This is a genomic window from Sphingorhabdus profundilacus, assembly GCF_009769755.1.
GTDB lineage: Bacteria > Pseudomonadota > Alphaproteobacteria > Sphingomonadales > Sphingomonadaceae > Sphingorhabdus_B > Sphingorhabdus_B profundilacus.
Window position 1 is genome coordinate 363,468 of record NZ_SDWJ01000001.1, and the last position, 20,348, is coordinate 383,815.

The window sequence follows — 20,348 nt, forward strand, 5'->3', positions numbered from 1 at the left end:
CAAAATTTCTTCACGCCGTCACCCTGAACTCGTTCCAGGGTCCATTTGTCAGTTCATTCCCGAACAATTGGTGCCAAGCAACACAGTGACGCACGGTTGCTTTTTCTTTTGCCCTTCGGTCGCGGCTGCATGATGGACCCTGAAGCAAGTTCAGGGTGACGGTCTTAAAAGAGAGAGTCAGCGCGGCACGCGACTTTTTTGGGAAAAATTGCCCTTTATTCCGCAACAGGCGCTGTTTCTTCGTCTTTCATTCCGATGCCGATCATCGCCTTGGGCACTTCATTTTCCGAGGATACGACGGGGTAGGCGCAATAGTCTGCGGCATAATAGGCGCTCGGGCGATGGTTGCCTGACAGGCCGATACCGCCAAAAGGGGCGGCCGATGACGCGCCGTTGGTGGGGGCGTTCCAGTTGACGATGCCGGCGCGGCTATTGGCCCAGAATTCGTCATATTGCTGCGCGGTACCGCCAATGAGTGAGGCGGAAAGTCCAAAGCGGGTGTTGTTGGCTTCAGCGATCGCAGCCCCAAAATCGGCCACCCGGATGATCTGCAACAAGGGGCCGAAAAGCTCGATATCCGGGCGATCCTGCATATCGGTGACGTCTATTATGCCGGGGGTCAAAAATGGACGGCCCTGTATGGGCACCTGCATATGTTTGATCGGCCGTCCCCCGCGGCTCATCAATGCCAGAAAGCTCTCGATCAAATTGTCGCACACATCATTATCGATGACCGGCCCCATAAAGGGTGGCGGTTCGCCATATGGTTCGCCGATGATGAGCCGATCCGCGATTTTCTTCACCTCGCTGACCAAAAGGTCGTAAATATCGTCTTTGACGATCAGGCGGCGTGCTGCGGTACATCTTTGACCGGCGCTTAAAAAGGCGGATTGCACGACCAAAACGGCTGCACTGTGAATATCACGGGTGTCCCACACGATAATCGGATTATTTCCGCCCATTTCGAGCGCGAGTATCTTGTCGGGGCGATGCGCGAACTGGCGATTGAGCGCAATACCCGTCTGCGCCGATCCTGTGAACAATAAACCATCGATATCGGGGTGGGCCGACAAAGCCTTGCCCGTATCAGGACCGCCGTGCACGACACGCACCACATTTTCGGGAATACCGGCCTTGTGGTAATAATCGACCAGCATCTGGCCCGACGCCGGGGTTTTTTCCGATGGCTTGAAAACAATGGCGTTACCCGCAATCAAGGCCGGGATGATATGCCCATTGGGTAAATGCGCCGGAAAATTATATGGCCCCAAAACCGCAAGCACCCCATGGGGTTTATGGCGCAATGCGCTTCGGGTTCCTGCCTTGCCATCCAGCCGCCGTTGCGCGGTCCGGTCGGCATAGGCCCTGATGGAAATATCGACCTTGTTGACCACCGATTCAACCTCGGTCCGCGCCTCCCACAGCGGTTTGCCGGTTTCACGTGCGATGACATCGGCAAATTTCTCAAGGTCTGCGCGCACCCGATTGGCAAAGCCGCGCACGCGCTCAATCCGTTCGGACAGGGATGCGGCGGCCCAATTGGGCCAGGCGGATCGGGCCTTGGCCACTTCGGCATCGACATCGCTCGTCCGCCCGCGCCACAGTTCGGCGCCGGTTGCGGGTTCGAAGGATATCAGTTCGGACACATCACGCCTTTTGTTTTCATGGTTAATTTCAATTCACTATAATCTGGACGCAATCTTTTTATATCAGGTAAATCAATTCTGTAAAATTCAACGCTGTGACAGCGTCTGTCCCATGATCCGTATCGATTCTACTTTTTGGTGCAACGGTTGCCAATCATCGCGTTCGGCAATCGCGGTCCAGATCTGTTCGACTTCTTCAATCAACATGGAACAAGGGGACGATTCCGACCAATGGGCGGCCGCCTTGTTGTCCTGTGGCGGATATTCGCCGAGCAATGCTTCAAAATCCGCGCCATGCTCATGGGTCTGGGCCGACATTCCGGTACGCCCGCCGCGAAAGGCGTGGAAAAACATATCGATCGGAATCTTTCCACGCACCATGTGCCGCTCGCCGGCTTCGACCAGTTCTCGGTCGCGCTCGACCCCCTGCGACTGCACGCCCAACCGCCACAAAAATCGCGTGATTATGGCCGCCTGAAAAAGCGCCGGAAAGCGTTCAAGCGCCTCAATCAGCGGCGGCGCTTCGCATATCAGCCGTAACGATACCGCTAGCTGGCCCAGATTCCAGTGCATCGCCTCGGCCTGTCGTCCAAAGGCGTAAAGGCCGTTTTCATCAAAATAGGCGGCGGTGAAACGCGGGTCCCAGTATTCGGTGAACCGCCATGGACCATAGTCAAAGCTTTCCCCGGTAATATTGATGTTGTCAGTGTTCAAAACGCCATGCACGAACCCGGCGACCATATAAGACGCCGCCAGATCAGCGATGCGTTCCACAGCGAGGTGGAGCAGTTGCGCCGCCGGAGTATCGCCGGGGGTTTCATTGTATAAAACCGTCAAACAATAATGCACAAGCTGCGCCATCATATCGGCGTCACCTTCGGCGGCTATCCGTTGAAAAGTTCCGATACGGATATGGCTGTGGCTCAACCGCACCAGCACGGCGGAGCGTGTGGGTGAAGGTTCGTCACCGCGCATCAGTTCTTCGCCGGTTTCGATGAGCGAAAAACTTTTGGAGGTGTTGACGCCCAAAGATTCCAGCATTTCGGTTGCCAAAATTTCGCGCACGCCGCCTTTCAGGGTAAGGCGGCCATCACCGCGACGGCTATAGGGCGTTGTGCCGGATCCTTTCGTGCCCAAATCCAGCAGCCGGCCATGGCCATCGCGCATCTGGGCAAAAAGGAAACCGCGTCCATCGCCGATTTCCGGGTTGTACACGCGGAATTGATGGCCGTGATAACGCAGCGCCAACGGTTCGGGCATATTGTCAGGCAGCGGTTCAAACCGCCCGAAATGCCGCGCCCAGTCTGCGTCGCTAAGGCTATCCAGACCAATGGTTGCGGCCCATCGGTCATTTCGAAAGCGAAGGATAGTTTCAGGGAAGTCGGCAGATTTGACCGCATCGCCAATTTTTGCACCAAGGCTGGCGATTTTCGGATCAGGGCGATAGGGGGATGGCAGAGCTTCAATATGCATCGCACCTGTTTGGGCGGAGCGCAATCGAAAGGCAAGTATGGCAGCGGTTCTTATCCTGCATTTGCACAGCAGTTTCAATCTGGGCGGCCAGGAATCGCGCACGGTCCGCCTGATCAACCATTTTGGCGATCAGGCCGAACACACCATATTATCTGCGGTCCCCGATGCTTTTGGCGCGGCGGACGCAATTGACAGGCGGATTAAATTTAACCTGCCGAAGGACTCTGCGCCATCGCTGGCCGGAATGCCCGGCATGGGGCGATATCGGAAGCTGGCCGCTTATATGAAGCGGTTCCATCTGGTGCTCAGCTATAATTGGGGGGCGATGGATGGTGTGATGGCGCGCACATTGCTCGGACAGGCCATGGGTTTACCGCCGCTGATCCACCATGAAGACGGATTCAACCATGACGAAATCGACCGCCTGAAACTGCGCCGCAACTGGTTTCGCACGATTGCATTGCAACGCGCCCATTCGCTTGTAGTACCATCGAAAACGCTTGAGAAAATTGCGCGCACCGTCTGGCATCAGCCATTGGACAAGATTTGCCGTTTTCCCAACGGGATCGACACCGACCATTATAACCGCCGTCCACAACGTGGTTCTTTTCCCGGCTTTCAAAAACGCGACGGCGAAATTGTGGTTGGAACCATTGCAGGACTTCGGGCGGTCAAAAACCTGCCGCGCCTTGTCCGCGCTGTGGCGGCGGCCGGTCCCAATATCAAACTGGCCATTGCAGGCGAAGGGCCGGAACGTGAGGCCATTTTGGCCGAGGCGGAACGGTTGGGGGTCGCGAACCGTGTCATGATGCCGGGTTTCTTGAAAGACCCGGCCCGTTATATCCGCCTGTTCGATATATTCGCGCTGAGTTCGGACAGCGAACAATATCCGATCTCGCTGGTCGAGGCGATGACCAGTGCAATTCCGGCGGTTTCGACCGATGTGGGTGATGTACGCAATATGGTGGCCAAGGAAAATCGGCCCTATATTGTTCCGCGTGATGATGAAGCCGCGCTGGCGCAGGCCATTGCCGTTTTGGCGCAAGACACTATATTGAGACATAGCGTGGGCGAAGCGAACCGCTTTATCGCCTGTTCGCAATATGACGAGGCAACGATGTTTGCCCGTTATCGACAGCTTTACGGGTCTGCGATGAAGCGCGCCGATTTTGCGCGACAAGCGTGATTGTTTGGGATAGCGGCGAAATATAGGAGCAAGGGGAAGGTGCTTTCGGGCACCAATGACAATACATAGGGGTCGTGTTTGTGTTCAAGGGTCTGAAACCCATAAGCTATGGCGGTCGTGAAGTTTGGCCGCTTGTCGAAGGCGGCAAAGGCGTCGCTGCTACAAATCATGCAAGTTCTGGGGCTTGGGCTGCGGCTGGCGGTATCGGTACGGTGTCCGCTGTGAACGCGGACAGCTATGACGAAAATGGCCAGATGATACCGCAGGTATTCCACGGCAAAACCCGTGCCGAGCGCCACGAAGAATTGGTGGCTTATGGTATCAAGGGCGGCATCGCGCAGGTCAGGCTGGCGCATGAAATCGCTGGCGGCAAAGGCGCGATCAATATCAATGTGTTGTGGGAAATGGGCGGTGCCCAGCGCATCCTGCACGGTATCCTGGAAGAAACACGCGGCATGGTAACAGGGGTGACCTGCGGCGCGGGTATGCCCTACAAGCTGTCGGAAATTGCCGCACAATATGGTGTCTATTATCTTCCTATCGTCAGTTCCGCGCGTGCTTTTCGTGCGTTGTGGAAACGGGCCTATCACAAGGTGCCTGAATGGTTGGGCGCTGTGGTGTATGAAGATCCGTGGTTGGCAGGGGGCCACAACGGCCTGTCCAATGCCGAAGATCCGCGCAGCCCCGAAGACCCCTATCCCCGCGTAAAGGCCCTGCGTGACGTTATGCGCGCAGAGGGCATTTCGGACGACGTGCCCATCGTGATGGCAGGCGGCGTCTGGTATTTGCGCGACTGGGACAATTGGATCGACAATGCTGAATTGGGCCAGATTGCGTTCCAGTTTGGCACCCGGCCATTGCTGACACAAGAAAGCCCCATTCCGCAGGGATGGAAAGATGCGTTGACCAAAATCCCCGAAGATGGGGTTTTGTTGCATCAATTTTCACCAACCGGATTTTACTCAAGTGCGGTAATCAACCCGTTCCTTCTGGAATTGCAGGCGCGTTCCGACCGTCAGATATCTTATACCCAAGCTGCGGATATGGACCATACGCTGCAACTCGACGTCGGCGTCAAAGGCAAGAATTTCTGGGTCACCCCGGCTGATTTGATGAAGGCGCGCGAATGGGATGCACGCGGATACACTGTCGCCCTGAAAACGCCGGACGATAGCCTTGTGTTCGTCACGCCATCATCTGGCGAGGTGATCCGCAAGGACCAGAAAGACTGCATGGGCTGTCTGTCGCATTGCGGTTTTTCGTCTTGGAAAGACCATGACAATAACAGCACCGGCCGCCTTGCCGACCCACGCAGTTTTTGCATTCAAAAGGCGCTACAGAACATCGCGCATGGCGCGCCGATTGACGAAAATCTGATGTTTGCAGGGCATAGCGCCTATCTTTTCGGCAAGGATCCATTTTATTCCAATGGCTTCGTTCCGACGGTGAAACAGCTTGTCGATCGCATCCTGACCGGGGACTAATTGCCGCCGTCATTTACCGATTATTGACCTTATCCCGTTATTTTTTCGGGACAGGGGATGCTGATGGGTTATATGACGTCGCAATATCGGAGAGTTGAACCAGCGCGGCTTGAACAGCGCGCGGCGCATCGGCATCCTGTACTGCTCGGCCGGGCAAGCGTCCGCGACAGTGGTAAAGAGATGTTGGAAGCCAGCCTTGTCGACCTGTCCGCATATGGCTGCCGCGTATTGTTAGACGGCGGCATAAAAGTTGGGGATCGCATCTGGTTGCGATTGGCCGGAAGCAACCCGATCAGCGCCACCGCCGTGTGGGCCGAGGGCAACCGGTTAGGGTGCAAATTTGACGAAATGCTCGACCGGGCGCTGTTTCGGGAATTGACGCTTCAGGGCTGTTGACCCCGCCGATGCGCTCGTCCATGATTTAATCAAGCAATTAAATCATGGGATGTCAGCAGCATGGATTTCAGTCTCACCGAAGAGCAGCAGTTTCTCAAGGAATCCTCACGCCGATTTGCTCAAGCCGAACTGGCGCCTTTGGCCGCGAAACTTGAATCCGAAAATAGCGCGTTGCCGCACCAAATGGTCAAACGCATGGCGGAAATGGGATTTTTGGGGATCAATATTCCAGAAGAACTGGGCGGGATGGGCCTATCCAATCTCGACGCGCTCATTGTCTTGGAAGAATTGGCCAAGGTGTCGAGCGCGGTCGCATTTCCTGCTTTTGAGGCCAATGTCGGACCAGTCCACGCGATCCGCCATTTTGCACCGGAGGCGCTGAAGCAACGCATTGTCCCTGCCGTATGTCGCGGTGACATGATCGTTGCGGTATCGATGTCCGAACCCAATGCAGGAACCGCGCTGACGGATTTGACAACGCGCGGCGTGGTCGATGGCAGGTTTGTGACGCTGAACGGGTCAAAACGCTGGTGCTCGGGCGGCGGTCATAGCGACGCCTATCTCGTTTATACCCGCCTGTCGGACGCGCCGGGGGCCAAGGGCATCGGTGCGGTTCTGGTCGAAAAAGACACGCCGGGACTGAGCTTTGGCGAGGCGGAGACATTGATGGGATTTCGCGGCGTGCCGTCTGCGGATATCTATCTCGATAATGTGCGGGTGCCGGTGGACAATATCGTCGTTCCATCCGGCGGCTTTGCCAAGTTGATGGAGGCGTTCGACCTTGAACGGTGCGGCAATGCAACCATGGCACTGGCCCAGGCATCGGGCGCATTGGAAGATGTGCTGGCCTATGTTCAGGAACGCCGCCAATTCGGAAAACCGCTCGCCGATTTTCAGGCCGTCCAGTTGAAACTGGCCGAAATGCAGATGGAAGTGGAGGCCGCCCGTCTGCTGATATACCGCGCCGCAGCCAATGCGGACAAGGGCTTGCCCTCCATTCTCGACAGCAGCACCGCCAAATGTTTCGCAAACCAGATTGCGCGTAATGTCACCGGCAATGCGGTCCAGTTGATGGGCGGCTATGGCTATTCCACGGCCTATCCGATGGAACGCCGGATGCGCGACGCATGGGGCTGGGGCATCGCAGGCGGGGCGATTGATATCCAGAAAATCAATATCGCAAGCGCAATGGTCGGGCGGCGCTTTGACCAGCGCCGGTGAAATGTGCAGGTTCGCGCGAACCTAATCCAGATCCCACGCCCGTTCGCCATGGCTGGCGATATCTAGCCCGTCGCGTTCCTGATCTTCGCCCACCCGCATCGGCAGGACCATCGAGACCATATAGCCGATAATCAATGTCACCACGGCGGAATAAACCGCGACAATGGCGACGCCTTTTAGCTGGATCCACAATTGCGACGCCATGCCAGCGCCCTCGGCATAGCCGACGCCGCCAAAGCTTTCGCTGGCAAATATCGCGAGCAGCAATGAACCGAGCATTCCGCCGACGCCATGTACCGCAAATACATCAAGCGAGTCGTCGATTTTCAACGTGCCCTTGATCAGGCCCACGCACCAGAAACACACCATCCCTGCCAAAAGGCCGATGATGATCGCCCCGCCCGGCCCGACGGTTCCGGCGGCGGGGGTGATGGTCGCCAGTCCAGCAACGGCACCGGTGGCAAAACCTACCGCCGTCGATTTTCCGACCTTGAACCGTTCGATCAGCATCCAGATCAAGGCTGCAACCGATGCGGCGACATGGGTGTTGATGATCGCGCTCGCGGCCGCATCATTCGCCGCAAGCGCGGAGCCACCGTTGAAGCCGAACCAGCCGACCCATAACAGGCCTGCTCCGGCAACGGTCAACGCAGGGCTGTGTGGCAACATCAATGTTTTGGGAAAACCGATCCGCTTGCCCAGCATCAGGGCGACGACAAGTGCGGAAATTCCTGCGGTGGTGTGCACCACGATGCCGCCGGCAAAATCGATAACACCCTGTTCGGCCAGAAACCCGCCGCCCCATACCCAGCGCGTGACCGGGATATAGACGAGCAGAGACCACAGCGCGCTAAAGGCGACGACCCAGCCGAAACGTGCGCGTTCCACCCATGCGCCAACGATCAGGGCGGGCGTGATGATGGCAAAGGTCATCTGGAAAAGGGCAAAGGCCAGTTCGCCGATGGATTGGTCTTCACGCACCGAATCCAGCAATCCGCCAAACATGAAGTTTTCAGGTGATCCGATATAACTGTTGCCGTTAACCGAAAAGGCAAGGCTATAGCCAATGGCGATCCAGATCACCGAGGCTACGGCCGCAATCGCGCCGCATTGCACGAGCACCGACAGGAAATTCTTGGCGCGAACAAGGCCGCCGTAAAACAAGGCCAGTCCGGGGATCGTCATCATCAGCACGAGGGCGGACGCCGTCAAAATCCATGCGCTGTCACCGCTATTCGCCTCTGGCACAATGATTGCGGCGTCCTGAGCAAAGGCAGGTGTCGCCGCCAAGGCGCCAAATACAAGCAATGAATACAGGATTTTCGTGACCATGTCCGCTCCTTCGCCTCTTATTTTCTGAAGCGCGTCCTAAGACACAGAAAGCGGATGCTCAATGCTTTTAATAGGTCCTGACCCTAAGACCAGCCGTCCAGCACCTGATCCGAAGGGCGGTGACCGTCGGCCCACATCCGGATATTGGCGATAACCCTTTCGCCCGATGCGCCACGTCCTTCAAAAGTCGCACTGCCCAAATGCGGAAGCAGGACGACATTGGGGAGGGTGAGCAGCCGGGCGTCGACCGCAGGTTCGTGTGTGTAAACATCAAGCCCTGCGCCTGCGATCCGGCCCTCTTCCAAGGCGTCCATCAAAGCCTCTTCATCGATCAGTTCGCCGCGCGAGCTGTTGATGATATAGGCATCCGGCTTCATCAGGGCGATCCGCTGTGCGTTGATGATCCGGTCCGTCTCGCCAGTCAGCGGACAGTGCAGCGAAATAATGTCAGCGCGCGCGACCAGACGGTCAAGATCGGGTTCGAAGCCGACGCCCAATTCCTCCTCGACACTTGCGGGTAAACGGTGGCGTTTATTATAGATGATGTTCAGGCCGAAAGCCTTGGCACGGATGGCCACGGCCTCTCCGATCCGTCCGAAACCGATGATGCCCAATGTCTTTCCGCCGATCCGGTGTCCGAGCATGGCCGTCGGGCTCCATCCTTGCCAAGCCCCGCTTCGCATCATCCGGTGCCCTTCGCCCAAGCGACGCGGAACATTGAGGATAAGGGCCATGGTCAGGTCGGCCGTGTCATCGGTAAATACGCCGGGTGTGTTGGTCACCATGATGCCCTTGGCCTTGGCCGCCGCCAGATCGATATGGTTCACTCCTGCGCCATAATTGGCGATCAGTTTCAGGCGGGGCGGTGCCGCAGCGATCAGGTCGGCATCAATGCGGTCAGTCACGGTGGGTACCAAAACGTCGCAATCCGCCATCGCTTCGGCAAGTTGCTGACGCGTCATGGGGGTATCATCGCCGTTGAACGCCGCGTCAAAAAGCTCCGCCATTCTGTGTTCGACCGCTGGCAACAGCTTGCGGGTTACACGGATCTGGGGGCGTTCGATGCGGCTGAGTTCTGGCATTGACCGAGTAAAGCGCATTTCGGTCCGGCGTCAAGACAGCATGGTTGCACTGTCGGTAAAGCTTACAGTATAGAGTCTGCGTTTGGGATAAGATCATGGCAATTCAGTCGAAAAATATTTGGCAAGGCGCGGCCATTTTAAGCGCGCTATGTTGGTCCGCCACCGGACATGGTCAGGCACAGCAAAAGACACCCTATTGGGCCTCCATTGATGAGCAGGAGGCCAGAATGCGGACGGGTCCGAGTACCGAATTTCCGGTGAAATGGATCTATAAACGTCAGAATTTGCCTGTAAAAGTAGTCGCGATTCATAGTGTCTGGCGCAAGGTGGAAGATCCTGATGGTGATCAGGGCTGGGTGCATGTGCGCTTGCTGAGCCCGAAACGCACTGCCATTGTGACCGGCACCGGCAATGGCACCTTGCGCGACAGCCCGCATGAAAATGCCCGGGTTGCATGGCGTGTGGAACCCGGCGTGGTCGGCTATATTGACGATTGCGAAAAAGGCTGGTGCCGCTTTGAAAATGCCGGACGGTTCGGCTTTATCGAAGCCAACCGGCTTTGGGGAGATGAGCTGCCTTAGCGCGAAAAAGCGGGCACCGTATCTACGACGCTCTTGTCACTGCGCCCCACCACTTCGGCAAATTTCGCATGATATTTGGCATTTTCGGTGCCCATCCATTTATCCCACCATGTAAAATACAATCCATAATTGGTGTTAAACCCGCCATGATGATGCAGGTCGTGGTGCACGGTCGTGTTGATCCAGCTGGTCAGCGGGGTGGAGAGCCACCAGCGCGGGAAAAATTCAAAGCCTGCATGGCCCATCGCGTTGCGGATGATCTGGAAATTCAGCCATACAAACATCACCCAGCCCGGCGTCGGAACAAAAAACTGCCAGATGGGAACGAATAGGAACATGACCACCGCTTCAGGAATGGCGAAACTATAGGCGGCCCAAGGGGTGGGTGTAATCGACCGGTGGTGGGCATGGTGAAATGTCTTGAACAGCCGTGGATGGTGCATGAAACGATGGGCCCAATAAAAATAGGCGTCATGCGCTATGACAATGCCGGTGAGGATGAGGAGGTCGGTCGCAAGTCCGAAACTGCCGTCAAATCTTTTGAATATGCCGTACTGGCTGCCCCAAATCAGAAAGCCTGCACCGAATGTATACACCAGCGCGGACTGCACTGATTGCAAAAATTCTCGCCGCATATCGGCGCCACTTGCCTCTCGCGATTGAATTTTGCGCGCCTTGATGGCGGACCTTCGCAAGAGCCAGACAATCGCAAATGTGACCGATGCAGCGATCAGATATCGCCCGAAATCGAACGCGAAAATAAACGGTCCTTTGTCGATCAATATGTCTAGGGGAGGAATTCCGGTTGTCATTTAATCATTCCTTGGCTGTTGGTAAAAGCCGCCTGCCGGTTTCTAACCTGCACTACTCAACAAATTCCAAATCTGGCTAGCCGATTTCGAAATCAACCAGCATGTCGCAATCTATAGGCGCTGGGCGTCATGCCCTCTGCTTCCCGAAAAGCACGGTTGAAGGGGCCAAGTGAGCCAAAGCCTGCATCCAGCGCAATGGTGATGATCGGCACATCTTTTTGCGCCGGATCGGCCAAGGCGGATTTCACCTCTGCCAATCGATAGCCGTTCAAAAATGCCGCAAAGTTGCGATAGCCAAGCTGACCATTGATAGCACGGCGCAGGCGATATTCCTGCTCCCCCAGTTTCGACGCAAGCTTTGCAATAGATAAGGTTTCGTCGCGATGCGCCAATTCTGTTTCCATAAAAGCCAGCAACTTTCCGACCATCGGATCATCGCCGGTGGTTTTGGGTGCCGTCAATTTGACTTCATTGGTCAAGGTGCCAAACAGATCGGCCTGACGCATGCCAAACATCGCCGCGCAAAACAGGAATGTAATGAAGACGATACTGCTGTTTACAGTATTTACCAGCCAGCGTCCCATGCCCAGATTGTAAACGGCAATTTCGCTGATCGCGATTAGCACGACATAGGTTCCGACGGTGGCGACCAGCCTTGGTCGCAAGCGTCGCCTGCTTTCGATCAGATCACCGTCACGGCCACGCCATGCTTCCCATAATCCCGCAGCGGCAAAGGCCAGCATGCCGACTCTGAAAAACGTGCCGGTTACGATATTGACTAACGGATAGTCGAAAAAAGTCAGCTGCATGATCAAGATGTTTACCGCGGCTAACGTCACCAAAATCAAATCTCGCCGCCTGATATGGTGTTCATCGTTAAACCACGACCTTGCGAAAATCCAGAATATGCCGGGCGTCGAGCTACCAACCAAGGCGAGGATGAGTCCCAAAACGGACGGTCGATAAAACCAACCCGATGTGATCAACAGATAACATGCAATGGCGCCGTTCATCACCACGGCAACCCTTGCGGAAAACTGTCCGCGATGGTCACGGATCAACAGCCAGCTCCACAAGGCGAGCAACGCAAGCGCCCCGCCTCGCGCCATCAGATCAAATTGGCTGAAAATCGACATGGACGCTGGCTGCCAGACGAACCGGAGCGCGGCAAGAGCTTTTAATACGTCCTGGCCCTAAGCATTTTGCCATAGGCTTGCCAACTTGCCAATGCTATCGATCGCGGCATGTCCGAACAAAAACATCTCTACCTGGTTGATGGCTCTGCCTATATCTTCCGCGCCTATCACCGCCTGCCGCCACTGACCAATATTCATGGGGAACCGGTGGGGGCGGTTTACGGCTACACAACCATGCTGTGGAAGCTCGCTGACGATTTGCATCAGGCCGATGGCCCGACCCATATGGCGGTGGTTCTGGACAAAAGTTCGCAGTCGTTCCGCAACGAGATCTATGACCTGTACAAGGCCAACCGGCCCGAGCCGCCCGAAGATCTGCGCCCGCAATTCCCGATGATCCGCGACGCCACGCGCGCCTTTTCGCTGCCGATGATTGAAGAAGACAATGTCGAGGCGGACGATATGATTGCAAGCTATGCCAAGGCGGCGTGTGCAGCGGGATGGCATGTGACCATTGTGTCGTCCGACAAGGACTTGATGCAGTTGGTCGAACCGTGCGTCGACATGTTCGATACCATGAAAAATGAGCGCATCCGCGCCGAAGAGGTGATCGAGAAGTTCGGAGTCGGACCTGAAAAGGTCGGTGATGTGCTGGCGCTGATGGGCGACAGCGTGGACAATGTCCCGGGCGTTCCGGGCGTGGGCCCGAAGACCGCGACGAAATTGATACAGGAATTTGGCGACCTTGAAAGCGTGCTTGTCGCCGCGCCCGATATGAAGCCATCAAAGATGCGCGACAATCTGATCGAACATGCCGACAAGGCGCGGCTATCAAAGGTGCTGGTGACGCTGAAAGAAGATTGCCCGCTGCCGATCCCGATCGAGGACATGCAGCTGGGTGCTATTCCGCAAGAGCCCTTGGCCGCGTTCCTGCAACATCATGGCTTTAACTCGCTTCTGAAGCGCATCGGCCAGGTGGCCAATACCGCGGCGGCGAACAAAGCGATTGCAGGTAACCCCAAGGCAACGAGCAAAGGGGATGGTGCCGCAAGCGCGCCGGTTGCTGGGAAAGCCGCACTGCCGCCTGCAATGCCGCCGATTGATGTAAATGCCTATGAATGTGTGACGACGCTCGACCGGCTTGACCACTGGATTTCGCGCGCGACGGAAACGGGACTGGTGGCCTTCGACACCGAAACCGACAGTCTCGAGGCGGTGACGGCGCGGCTAGTCGGGTTCAGCCTTGCCGTGGCACCGGGGGAAGCATGCTATGTGCCGCTTGGCCATGGAGGCACCGACCTGCTTGCCGAAAATCCGGAGCAGATTCCCTTTGCCGAAGCGCTGGCGCGGTTGAAGCCGTTGCTGGTCGAACCGAGCGTTTTGAAAATTGGCCAGAACCTTAAATATGACATCAGCGTCTTGGCGCAGCATGGCCTGACTATTTCACCGTTCGACGACACGATGGTGATGAGCTTTGCACTGGATGCCGGCGATCACGGCCATGGCATGGACGAACTGGCGCGTTTGCATCTGGGGCATGAATGCATCAGCTATAAAAGCGTGACCGGCACCGGTAAAAGCCAGATAGGTTTTGCCGAAGTGCCGTTGGTCGATGCGACAAAATATGCGGCGGAGGACGCCGATGTTACGTTGCGTCTTTGGCACCATCTGAAATTGCGGCTCAGCCCGGACAGGGTCACGACGGTCTATGAACTGGTCGACCGTCCGTTGGTACCTGTCCTGTCGAAAATGGAATGCACCGGCATCAAGGTTGACCGGGCCGTGCTCGCCCGACTGTCGGGCGAATTTGCCGCGCAGATGGAAAGCCTTGAAAAGGAAATCCACGAACTGGCAGGGCAGCCGTTCACCATCGGCAGCCCGCAGCAATTGGGCAATATCCTGTTTGAAAAAATGGGACATAAGGGCGGGAAAAAGGGCAAGTCCGGTCAATATTCGACCGACGTGACCGTGCTGGAGGATCTGGCCGGACAGGGCGTGGAAATCGCGCGCAAGGTGCTCGACTGGCGGCAATTGGCGAAGCTCAAATCAACCTATACCGACAGTTTGCAGGAACAGATCAACCCTAAAACGGGTCGCGTCCACACCAGCTATTCACTGGTGGGCGCGCAGACCGGGCGGCTGTCCTCGACCGATCCCAATTTGCAGAATATTCCGATCCGCACCGAAATGGGCCGCCAGATACGCGATGCCTTTGTCGCCGAACCGGGCAATGTCATTCTGTCGGCCGACTATAGCCAGATCGAGCTGCGCCTTGCCGCGCATTTTGCCGATGTCGCGCCCTTGCGCGATGCCTTTGAAAAGGGTGAGGATATTCACGCGCGCACCGCGCAGGAAATGTTTGGCGAGGTCAATCGCGACACCCGCGGCCGCGCCAAGACCATCAACTTTTCGATCCTTTACGGCATTTCGCGCTGGGGTCTTGCCAAACGCCTGGAATCGACGCCGGATGAGGCGCAGGCCCTGATCGACGCCTATTTCAAACGCTTTCCGGGTATCTCCAACTATATTCAGGAAACGCTGGCTACGGTGCGGGAATGCGGCCATTCCACAACCTTGTTCGGTCGCAAGACATGGTTCCCGCGCATCAAGTCCGCCAATCAGGCAGAACGGCAGGGAAGCGAGCGCGCCGCGATCAACGCGCCCATTCAGGGAACCAGCGCGGACATTATCAAACGCGCCATGGTCCGGATGGGTCCGGCGCTTGCTGATGCGGGGCTGTCACATGTTAAAATGCTGTTGCAGGTGCACGACGAATTGGTTTTCGAGCTGCCCGAAGGTGACGTCGCCAAGGCGAGTGATATCATCCGGTCGGTAATGGCAGACGCATCAGAACCTTTAGTCCATCTTTCTGTCCCCCTGGGTGTTGAAATCGGCACCGGCTCCAGCTGGGGTGCGGCGCACTGACGGGAGCAGTTTTTTCTACCCTAGATTCGTTACTTCCCGGCGCGCGGGAATGGCCCTTTTGAAACTGTCCCCAAACTGTAACGCGGGTGACGTGAGTACGTAACCTAGTGCAGCTATCCGACAGTTCCAGTTGTAGCAACATCTGGAAAATCCATGACAAAAGTCGCCAAAAAAAGTGAAATCGGGGGTATTTTCGACCCCAAAATGCCGGATTGGTTCCATGAAAAGGAACCCCGCAGTTTCCAACCCAAAAAGAAATACAGGACTGTATGGATATCGGATATCCATTTGGGAACATCGGGCTGCAACGCTGAATTGCTGCTGGATTTCCTGCAAAGTATCAAATGTGAAACGCTTTATCTCGTCGGCGATATTGTCGATGGGTGGCGGCTACGCAAAGGCTGGTATTGGCCGTCGAGCCACAATGAAGTCCTGCGCCGCATTTTGAAAATGGCGCACAAGGGCACACGGGTTGTCTATGTACCGGGCAATCATGACGAAATGTTCCGCGACTATGTGGGGCTTGGCTTTGGCGGCGTCGAGCTGGCGCATGAAGCCATCCACGAAACCGCCGATGGCCGGTTGCTGCTGGTCACGCATGGCGACATGTTCGACAGTGTCGTGCTCTATGCCAAATGGTTGGCGTTCCTGGGCGACACGGCTTACACATTTTTGCTGAAGGCCAATGTGTGGCTGAACGCCGTGCGCCGTCGCCTGCATTTGCCTTATTGGTCGCTGTCATCCTATCTGAAAATGCGGGTTAAAAACGCCGTCGCGTTTATCGGCGAATATGAAGAAGCCGTCGCCCGCGCTGCAATTGAGCGCGGCGTTGATGGTGTCGTTTGTGGACATATCCACCATGCGGAAATTCGCGATTTTGATGGCGTCACTTATTATAATGATGGCGACTGGGTGGAAAGTTGCACCGCATTGGTCGAGGACAAGCATGGTAATATGTCCATTCTCGACTGGGCCGAAGAAAATCGCCAGCGCAAATATGCTGCCAAGATGGCAACCGTTTCCGCATGAGAATTGCAATCGCCACGGACGCTTGGCGGCCGCAAATCAACGGTGTTGTCCGCACCCTTGAAATGACCGTTAAATTGCTCCGCGAACGGGGGCATGAAGTGTGCGTCATCAGCCCGGACCAGTTCCGCACGGTTCCTTGTCCGGGCTATGGCGAAATAAGGCTGGCGCTTGCCCCACGATTTGGCTTGCGTAAAAAACTGGCGGAATTTGCGCCTGATATCGTCCACATCTCGACCGAAGGGCCGATAGGTTGGAGCACCCGTCGTTGGTGCATGGTCAATTCCATTCCCTTTACCACCGCCTTTCACACCCGTTTCCCGGATTATGCGTCGGTGCGTACCGGGCTTTCACCAGATTTTTTCTGGCCGGTGATGCGTATTTTCCACAAATCCTCGCGCGCGGTGTTATCGGCGACGCCTCGCTTAAGCGAGGAGCTTGCAAGCCGCGGCATTTCGCATACCCGCCCTTGGACACGCGGCATCGACACCGGCATATTCAAACCGGGTTTGGCACCGCATCCTGCATTGGCCAATTTGCCCCGCCCAATTTTGCTATCGGTCGGCCGTGTCGCCATCGAGAAAAATCTTGAGAGTTTTCTTGATGCGGACGTCCCCGGTACGAAAGTCGTGGTGGGGGATGGTCCTGCGCTGGAGGAACTGAAAGCGCGTTATCCAGACGCCATATTCACCGGCAGCCTGAGCGGTGCCGAACTGGCGCAGGCCTATTGCGCGGCGGATGTGTTTGTATTTCCCAGCAAGACCGATACATTTGGTCTTGTGATGATCGAAGCATTGGCTTGCGGTGTTCCGGTTGCAGGATATCCTGTACCCGGTCCATTGGATATCATCGGCGGACAGGGGCGAGGTCCCTATGACGACCTGTCCAAACCCGTCGGATATGTGTCGGAATCCTTACCGATTGCGATTAAAAATGCCCTGCTGTGTGACCGGCGGGACGCGGCGGCTTATGGAGCGCTGTTTACGTGGGACAATGCGCTCGATCAGTTTCTGGCGGCGCTGCATTCGGCCCGTCACCATATGTTGGAGACAGCCTAACCGCGAGACCGGGCCTGACGATATGTGCCCAAAAGCCGGACCGAGTTGCAATGGAAGCGAAGCTCCTCCAGAGCCCGGTCAACCGCAATATCGCCCGGTGCGCCTTCGATGTCGGCGAAAAATTCTGTGGCCGCAAAGCTGGCGCCGTTTTGATAGCTTTCAAGCTTTGTCATATTGACGCCATTGGTGGCAAACCCGCCCATCGCCTTGTACAGTGCGGCGGGAATATTTTTTACCTCAAAGATAAATGTCGTCATCAACGTGCCGTCCATTGCGGTGCGGTCGGCAGGTTCGCGTGACAATAGTACAAAGCGGGTCATGTTGCTCGCATCATCCTGCACGCCGTCATTGATGGCAACCAGCCCGTAAATCTCGGCGGCGATCGGTGGCGCGATGGCGCCCGCGCTGGGGTCATCACTGGCCGCGACAAAAGCAGCAGCGGCAGCGGTGTCGGCATAGGCCACCGGGATAATCCCATGCTCCCGCAAATAATGGCGGCATTGACCCAAAGCCTGCGGATGGCTCATGGCGGTAGTCAGCTTGGCATCGGCCGCTTTGGCCATCAGGCAATGGCGGATGGTCATGAAATGCTCAGCGATGATGCTCAAGCCTGATTCGGGAAGAAGAAAATGAATGTCGGCCACCCTGCCGTGCAGGGAATTTTCAATGGGAATGATGGCGCGCGCGGCCTTTCCGTCTTTGACGGCATCAATGGCATCTTCGAAGGAAAAGCAGGGCAGAGGATGGCAATTGGCGTCAAATTCAAGTGCTGCCAAATGCGAATTTGCGCCCGGCGCACCCTGAAATGCAACGGCGCGTGCAGGGTCGGCGATTGCAACGGCGGTCATCTGTTTGACCTTGGCGAGGGCGGGGGCGGGATAGCTGTCCATGTTGGTGCCGCGTTACGGGACTGAAACATATCGGGCAAGACCGGATTTCCGCTCTTGCACGGCTTCCTTTGGGCTATTAGAGGGGCGAGGGAATCCGGCGGCCGTTAAAGCCGCATGCAATGAACAGCATAACAGGGCAGACAATCAATGGATGATCGCAGTAATACAATCGCAGGTTGGGTTTTGGCCGGTGGCATCGCCGCTTTGGGACTGAGCATTGCTTCGGGAATGTATTTCCACCGCGGCGAAGTTGAAAAACCGGGCTATGCGATCGAGGCTGCGGCAGCTGATGGCGAAGCCGGTCCGGTCATTCCCCTTGCAACCTTGCTTGCCGCAGCCGATCCAGCAAAGGGTGAGGCGGTTTTCAAAAAATGCATGGCTTGTCATACCATCGCATCTGGGGGCGCAAATGGCATTGGGCCTAATTTATGGGCCGCTTTGGGGAAACCCCATGGCCATGTTGCCGGCTTTGCTTATTCAGATGCTCTAAAATCGGTGCCGGGAAATTGGGACTGGGAAGGCATGGATAAGTGGCTTGCCAACCCCAAAAAATATGCGCCCGGTACCAAGATGACCTTTGCGGGCCTTGGTAATCCGGTGGATCGCGCCAATTTGATTGTCTATTTGAACAGCCAAGGCTCAAATCTCCCGCTTCCAGCGCCTGTTGCAGCCCCTGCACCGACAGACGAAGCCGCTAAGGCCGGTGAACCCGCCACGGCCGGTGAAGCACCAAAGGCAGAAGAAGCAGTCGCAAAGTAAAAGCGTCCAGCGTCAAATCAACCGTCGCGCGCCACTTCGATCAGGCGACGAGCTGCACAGTCTCGCGCTTCTCCCTTGTGCGGACGGTGACCGGAGGCCCGCGACGAAGGTGCGTTCGCACTCTATCCCGTGCAAAAAGTGCGGGGTAGAGCGAAAGGGACATCTTCGCTCCCTAACGCACCACATCGCGGAAAAACGCCGCAAGCTGCCGTGCATTTTCATCCCATGAAAAGGCGCTGACATTGGCGGCGACCGCGTCGCGGGCGGGGGGATTGGCGAGGATGTCGCGCGCGGCATCGGCCACGGCCTGCGGCGTGCGGTCGACGATACGACCGGCGGCGGGTGTTTTTACCAATTCTCTGATACCGCCCACGTCGCTCGCGATGATCGGCGTTCCGCAGGCGAGCGCCTCGACCCATGCATTGGCCAGTCCCTCGCTGGCGGACACAAGCGCCATGATATCGGCCGCCGCGAACAGGGCAGGCAGGTCGTCATGCGGTACATTGCCCAGAAAGGCCACGCGATCGGCAACGCCCAACTCTAATGCCAGTGCGCGAAAATCACGTTCGCTCTCGCCCGCGCCCGCCAGCAGCAACTTGGCATCGGGCAGCAACGGCAGCGCCGCGATCAAAAGGTCCTGACCCTTGCGGGGAATGAGCGCCCCGACGCACAGGATCAAAGGGCCGTTGATATCCAGCTTTGCCTTTTCAACCGCACGGTCACGGGGCAGGAACCGGCTTTGATCGAGCCCGGTATAATGCACGCGGATCTTGCCTGCATCCATCCCCATTGCCACCATATCCGCCTTCAGCGCGGCGGATACGGCCAGCAATCCCGCGGCACCGTCCGCCGCCGACACTATTTGTGCGGTACATCCTGGTTGTGCGCCCCAATGATGGATATCGCCGCCCCGTGCCTTGATCGTAAAAGGAATGCCAAGTGCCTGCGACAGCCGCATGGCAGCGGGACCGTCGGGATAGAAAAACTCGGCATCGATCAGGTCGAATTTGACATCGGAATGCAGCTTTCGGGCCAGTGGTAAAATGGCCGACACGATCATTGCCGGATTCACCCTGCCACCGATCTTTGGAATGGCAGTAAAATGCGGGCGATAAACGTCCAGTTCGCCCCATTGTTCAAAGCGGGGCAGTTGACGCAGCTTAGCCTGTTCGCCCATCTGTGACAGTGGCCAGGGAGCGACGCCGACGGGGTTGATAACCGTCACGGCAACATCGCCAATGGCGGTCAATGCCGCAGTTTGCCGCTCAACAAAAATCCCGAAATTCGGGCGGATGGACGCCGGGAATAGCGTCGAGAGCGTTAATATACGCACATCGGCGC

At 56.6% G+C, this 20,348-nt stretch carries 17 protein-coding genes; 9 read left to right on the forward strand and 8 right to left on the reverse strand.

From position 1 onward, the window contains the following. Positions 1-215: 215 nt before the first annotated feature. Together astD and EUU23_RS01790 are read right to left on the reverse strand one after the other, a co-directional pair. Positions 216-1,646 carry a succinylglutamate-semialdehyde dehydrogenase gene (astD, locus tag EUU23_RS01785; RefSeq protein ID WP_160352418.1) on the reverse strand — a complete coding sequence of 477 codons (1,431 nt, stop codon included), beginning with the start codon at positions 1,644-1,646 and terminating at the stop codon, positions 216-218. A gap of 87 nt (positions 1,647-1,733) precedes the next feature. Then, positions 1,734-3,119 (reverse strand): protein adenylyltransferase SelO family protein, encoded by a 1,386-nt coding sequence (locus EUU23_RS01790; protein WP_160352419.1) that lies wholly within the window; start codon positions 3,117-3,119, stop codon positions 1,734-1,736. 37 nt (positions 3,120-3,156) lie between these two features. On the opposite strand from EUU23_RS01790, the gene EUU23_RS01795 reads away from it, so the two are divergent. The 4 genes from EUU23_RS01795 to EUU23_RS01810 all read left to right on the forward strand — a co-directional run bounded on the left by EUU23_RS01795 (position 3,157) and on the right by EUU23_RS01810 (position 7,406). After that, complete coding sequence (locus EUU23_RS01795; RefSeq protein WP_160352420.1) at positions 3,157-4,305, forward strand: glycosyltransferase family 4 protein; 1,149 nt, start codon at positions 3,157-3,159, stop codon at positions 4,303-4,305. Positions 4,306-4,385: 80 nt separating this feature from the next. After that, entirely contained in the window at positions 4,386-5,789 is a 1,404-nt protein-coding gene (locus EUU23_RS01800) for a nitronate monooxygenase (protein ID WP_160352421.1), read from the forward strand. 63 nt (positions 5,790-5,852) lie between these two features. Then, positions 5,853-6,185, forward strand: coding sequence for a PilZ domain-containing protein (locus EUU23_RS01805; protein WP_160352422.1), 333 nt, complete (start codon positions 5,853-5,855; stop codon positions 6,183-6,185). Between the two features lie 60 nt (positions 6,186-6,245). Then, positions 6,246-7,406: an acyl-CoA dehydrogenase family protein gene (locus EUU23_RS01810; protein ID WP_160352423.1), complete on the forward strand. Its 1,161-nt coding sequence runs from the start codon at positions 6,246-6,248 to the stop codon at positions 7,404-7,406. 21 nt (positions 7,407-7,427) lie between these two features. Here the strand turns inward: EUU23_RS01810 and EUU23_RS01815 are convergent, their stop codons facing one another. Then, the gene (locus EUU23_RS01815; protein WP_160352424.1) at positions 7,428-8,738 is read right to left on the reverse strand and encodes an ammonium transporter; all 1,311 of its coding nucleotides are present in this window, start codon (positions 8,736-8,738) and stop codon (positions 7,428-7,430) included. A gap of 83 nt (positions 8,739-8,821) precedes the next feature. Beyond that, entirely contained in the window at positions 8,822-9,820 is a 999-nt protein-coding gene (locus tag EUU23_RS01820) for a 2-hydroxyacid dehydrogenase (RefSeq protein ID WP_246156011.1), read from the reverse strand. 95 nt (positions 9,821-9,915) lie between these two features. Between EUU23_RS01820 and EUU23_RS01825 the strand changes: the two genes are divergently transcribed. After that, positions 9,916-10,401, forward strand: a complete 486-nt coding sequence (locus EUU23_RS01825; protein ID WP_160352425.1) for an SH3 domain-containing protein — start codon at positions 9,916-9,918, stop codon at positions 10,399-10,401. On the opposite strand, the gene EUU23_RS01830 is transcribed toward EUU23_RS01825, so the two are convergent. Then, positions 10,398-11,213 carry a sterol desaturase family protein gene (locus tag EUU23_RS01830; protein ID WP_160352426.1) on the reverse strand — a complete coding sequence of 272 codons (816 nt, stop codon included), beginning with the start codon at positions 11,211-11,213 and terminating at the stop codon, positions 10,398-10,400. The genes EUU23_RS01825 and EUU23_RS01830 overlap by 4 nt on opposite strands. A 92-nt stretch (positions 11,214-11,305) precedes the next feature. After that, complete coding sequence (locus EUU23_RS01835; protein ID WP_160352427.1) at positions 11,306-12,349, reverse strand: AraC family transcriptional regulator; 1,044 nt, start codon at positions 12,347-12,349, stop codon at positions 11,306-11,308. A gap of 108 nt (positions 12,350-12,457) precedes the next feature. Between EUU23_RS01835 and polA the strand changes: the two genes are divergently transcribed. The 3 genes from polA to EUU23_RS01850 all read left to right on the forward strand — a co-directional run bounded on the left by polA (position 12,458) and on the right by EUU23_RS01850 (position 17,358). Further along, positions 12,458-15,274, forward strand: a complete 2,817-nt coding sequence (gene polA / locus EUU23_RS01840) for a DNA polymerase I (RefSeq protein ID WP_160352428.1) — start codon at positions 12,458-12,460, stop codon at positions 15,272-15,274. Between the two features lie 204 nt (positions 15,275-15,478). Further along, positions 15,479-16,303 (forward strand): UDP-2,3-diacylglucosamine diphosphatase, encoded by an 825-nt coding sequence (locus tag EUU23_RS01845; protein WP_160353484.1) that lies wholly within the window; start codon positions 15,479-15,481, stop codon positions 16,301-16,303. Further along, positions 16,300-17,358, forward strand: a complete 1,059-nt coding sequence (locus EUU23_RS01850; protein ID WP_160352429.1) for a glycosyltransferase family 4 protein — start codon at positions 16,300-16,302, stop codon at positions 17,356-17,358. The genes EUU23_RS01845 and EUU23_RS01850 overlap by 4 nt, the downstream gene beginning before the upstream one ends. Here EUU23_RS01850 and EUU23_RS01855 read toward each other — a convergent pair. After that, positions 17,355-18,248, reverse strand: a complete 894-nt coding sequence (locus EUU23_RS01855) for a prephenate dehydratase (protein WP_160352430.1) — start codon at positions 18,246-18,248, stop codon at positions 17,355-17,357. The two genes, EUU23_RS01850 and EUU23_RS01855, sit on opposite strands and share 4 nt — an antisense overlap. 147 nt (positions 18,249-18,395) lie before the next feature. On the opposite strand from EUU23_RS01855, the gene EUU23_RS01860 reads away from it, so the two are divergent. Next, on the forward strand, positions 18,396-19,007 hold the full coding sequence (locus EUU23_RS01860; RefSeq protein WP_160352431.1) for a c-type cytochrome: 612 nt from the start codon (positions 18,396-18,398) through the stop codon (positions 19,005-19,007). A 172-nt stretch (positions 19,008-19,179) separates the two neighbouring features. Here EUU23_RS01860 and EUU23_RS01865 read toward each other — a convergent pair whose 3' ends face one another. Further along, positions 19,180-20,340, reverse strand: coding sequence for a glycosyltransferase (locus EUU23_RS01865; RefSeq protein WP_160352432.1), 1,161 nt, complete (start codon positions 20,338-20,340; stop codon positions 19,180-19,182). Positions 20,341-20,348: the final 8 nt, after the last annotated feature.

Bases quoted from the DNA above. Each gene is read 5' to 3' on its own strand.
- EUU23_RS01825 (WP_160352425.1), top strand. From the start codon at position 9,916: ATGGCAATTCAGTCGAAAAATATTTGGCAAGGCGCGGCCATTTTAAGC.
- EUU23_RS01855 (WP_160352430.1), bottom strand. From the start codon at position 18,248: ATGGACAGCTATCCCGCCCCCGCCCTCGCCAAGGTCAAACAGATGACC.
- EUU23_RS01835 (WP_160352427.1), bottom strand. From the start codon at position 12,349: ATGTCGATTTTCAGCCAATTTGATCTGATGGCGCGAGGCGGGGCGCTT.
- EUU23_RS01795 (WP_160352420.1), top strand. From the start codon at position 3,157: ATGGCAGCGGTTCTTATCCTGCATTTGCACAGCAGTTTCAATCTGGGC.
- EUU23_RS01815 (WP_160352424.1), bottom strand. From the start codon at position 8,738: ATGGTCACGAAAATCCTGTATTCATTGCTTGTATTTGGCGCCTTGGCG.
- EUU23_RS01805 (WP_160352422.1), top strand. From the start codon at position 5,853: ATGGGTTATATGACGTCGCAATATCGGAGAGTTGAACCAGCGCGGCTT.
- EUU23_RS01790 (WP_160352419.1), bottom strand. From the start codon at position 3,119: ATGCATATTGAAGCTCTGCCATCCCCCTATCGCCCTGATCCGAAAATC.
- EUU23_RS01820 (WP_246156011.1), bottom strand. From the start codon at position 9,820: ATGCCAGAACTCAGCCGCATCGAACGCCCCCAGATCCGTGTAACCCGC.
- EUU23_RS01850 (WP_160352429.1), top strand. From the start codon at position 16,300: ATGAGAATTGCAATCGCCACGGACGCTTGGCGGCCGCAAATCAACGGT.
- EUU23_RS01860 (WP_160352431.1), top strand. From the start codon at position 18,396: ATGGATGATCGCAGTAATACAATCGCAGGTTGGGTTTTGGCCGGTGGC.
- EUU23_RS01810 (WP_160352423.1), top strand. From the start codon at position 6,246: ATGGATTTCAGTCTCACCGAAGAGCAGCAGTTTCTCAAGGAATCCTCA.
- EUU23_RS01830 (WP_160352426.1), bottom strand. From the start codon at position 11,213: ATGACAACCGGAATTCCTCCCCTAGACATATTGATCGACAAAGGACCG.
- EUU23_RS01845 (WP_160353484.1), top strand. From the start codon at position 15,479: ATGCCGGATTGGTTCCATGAAAAGGAACCCCGCAGTTTCCAACCCAAA.
- polA (WP_160352428.1), top strand. From the start codon at position 12,458: ATGTCCGAACAAAAACATCTCTACCTGGTTGATGGCTCTGCCTATATC.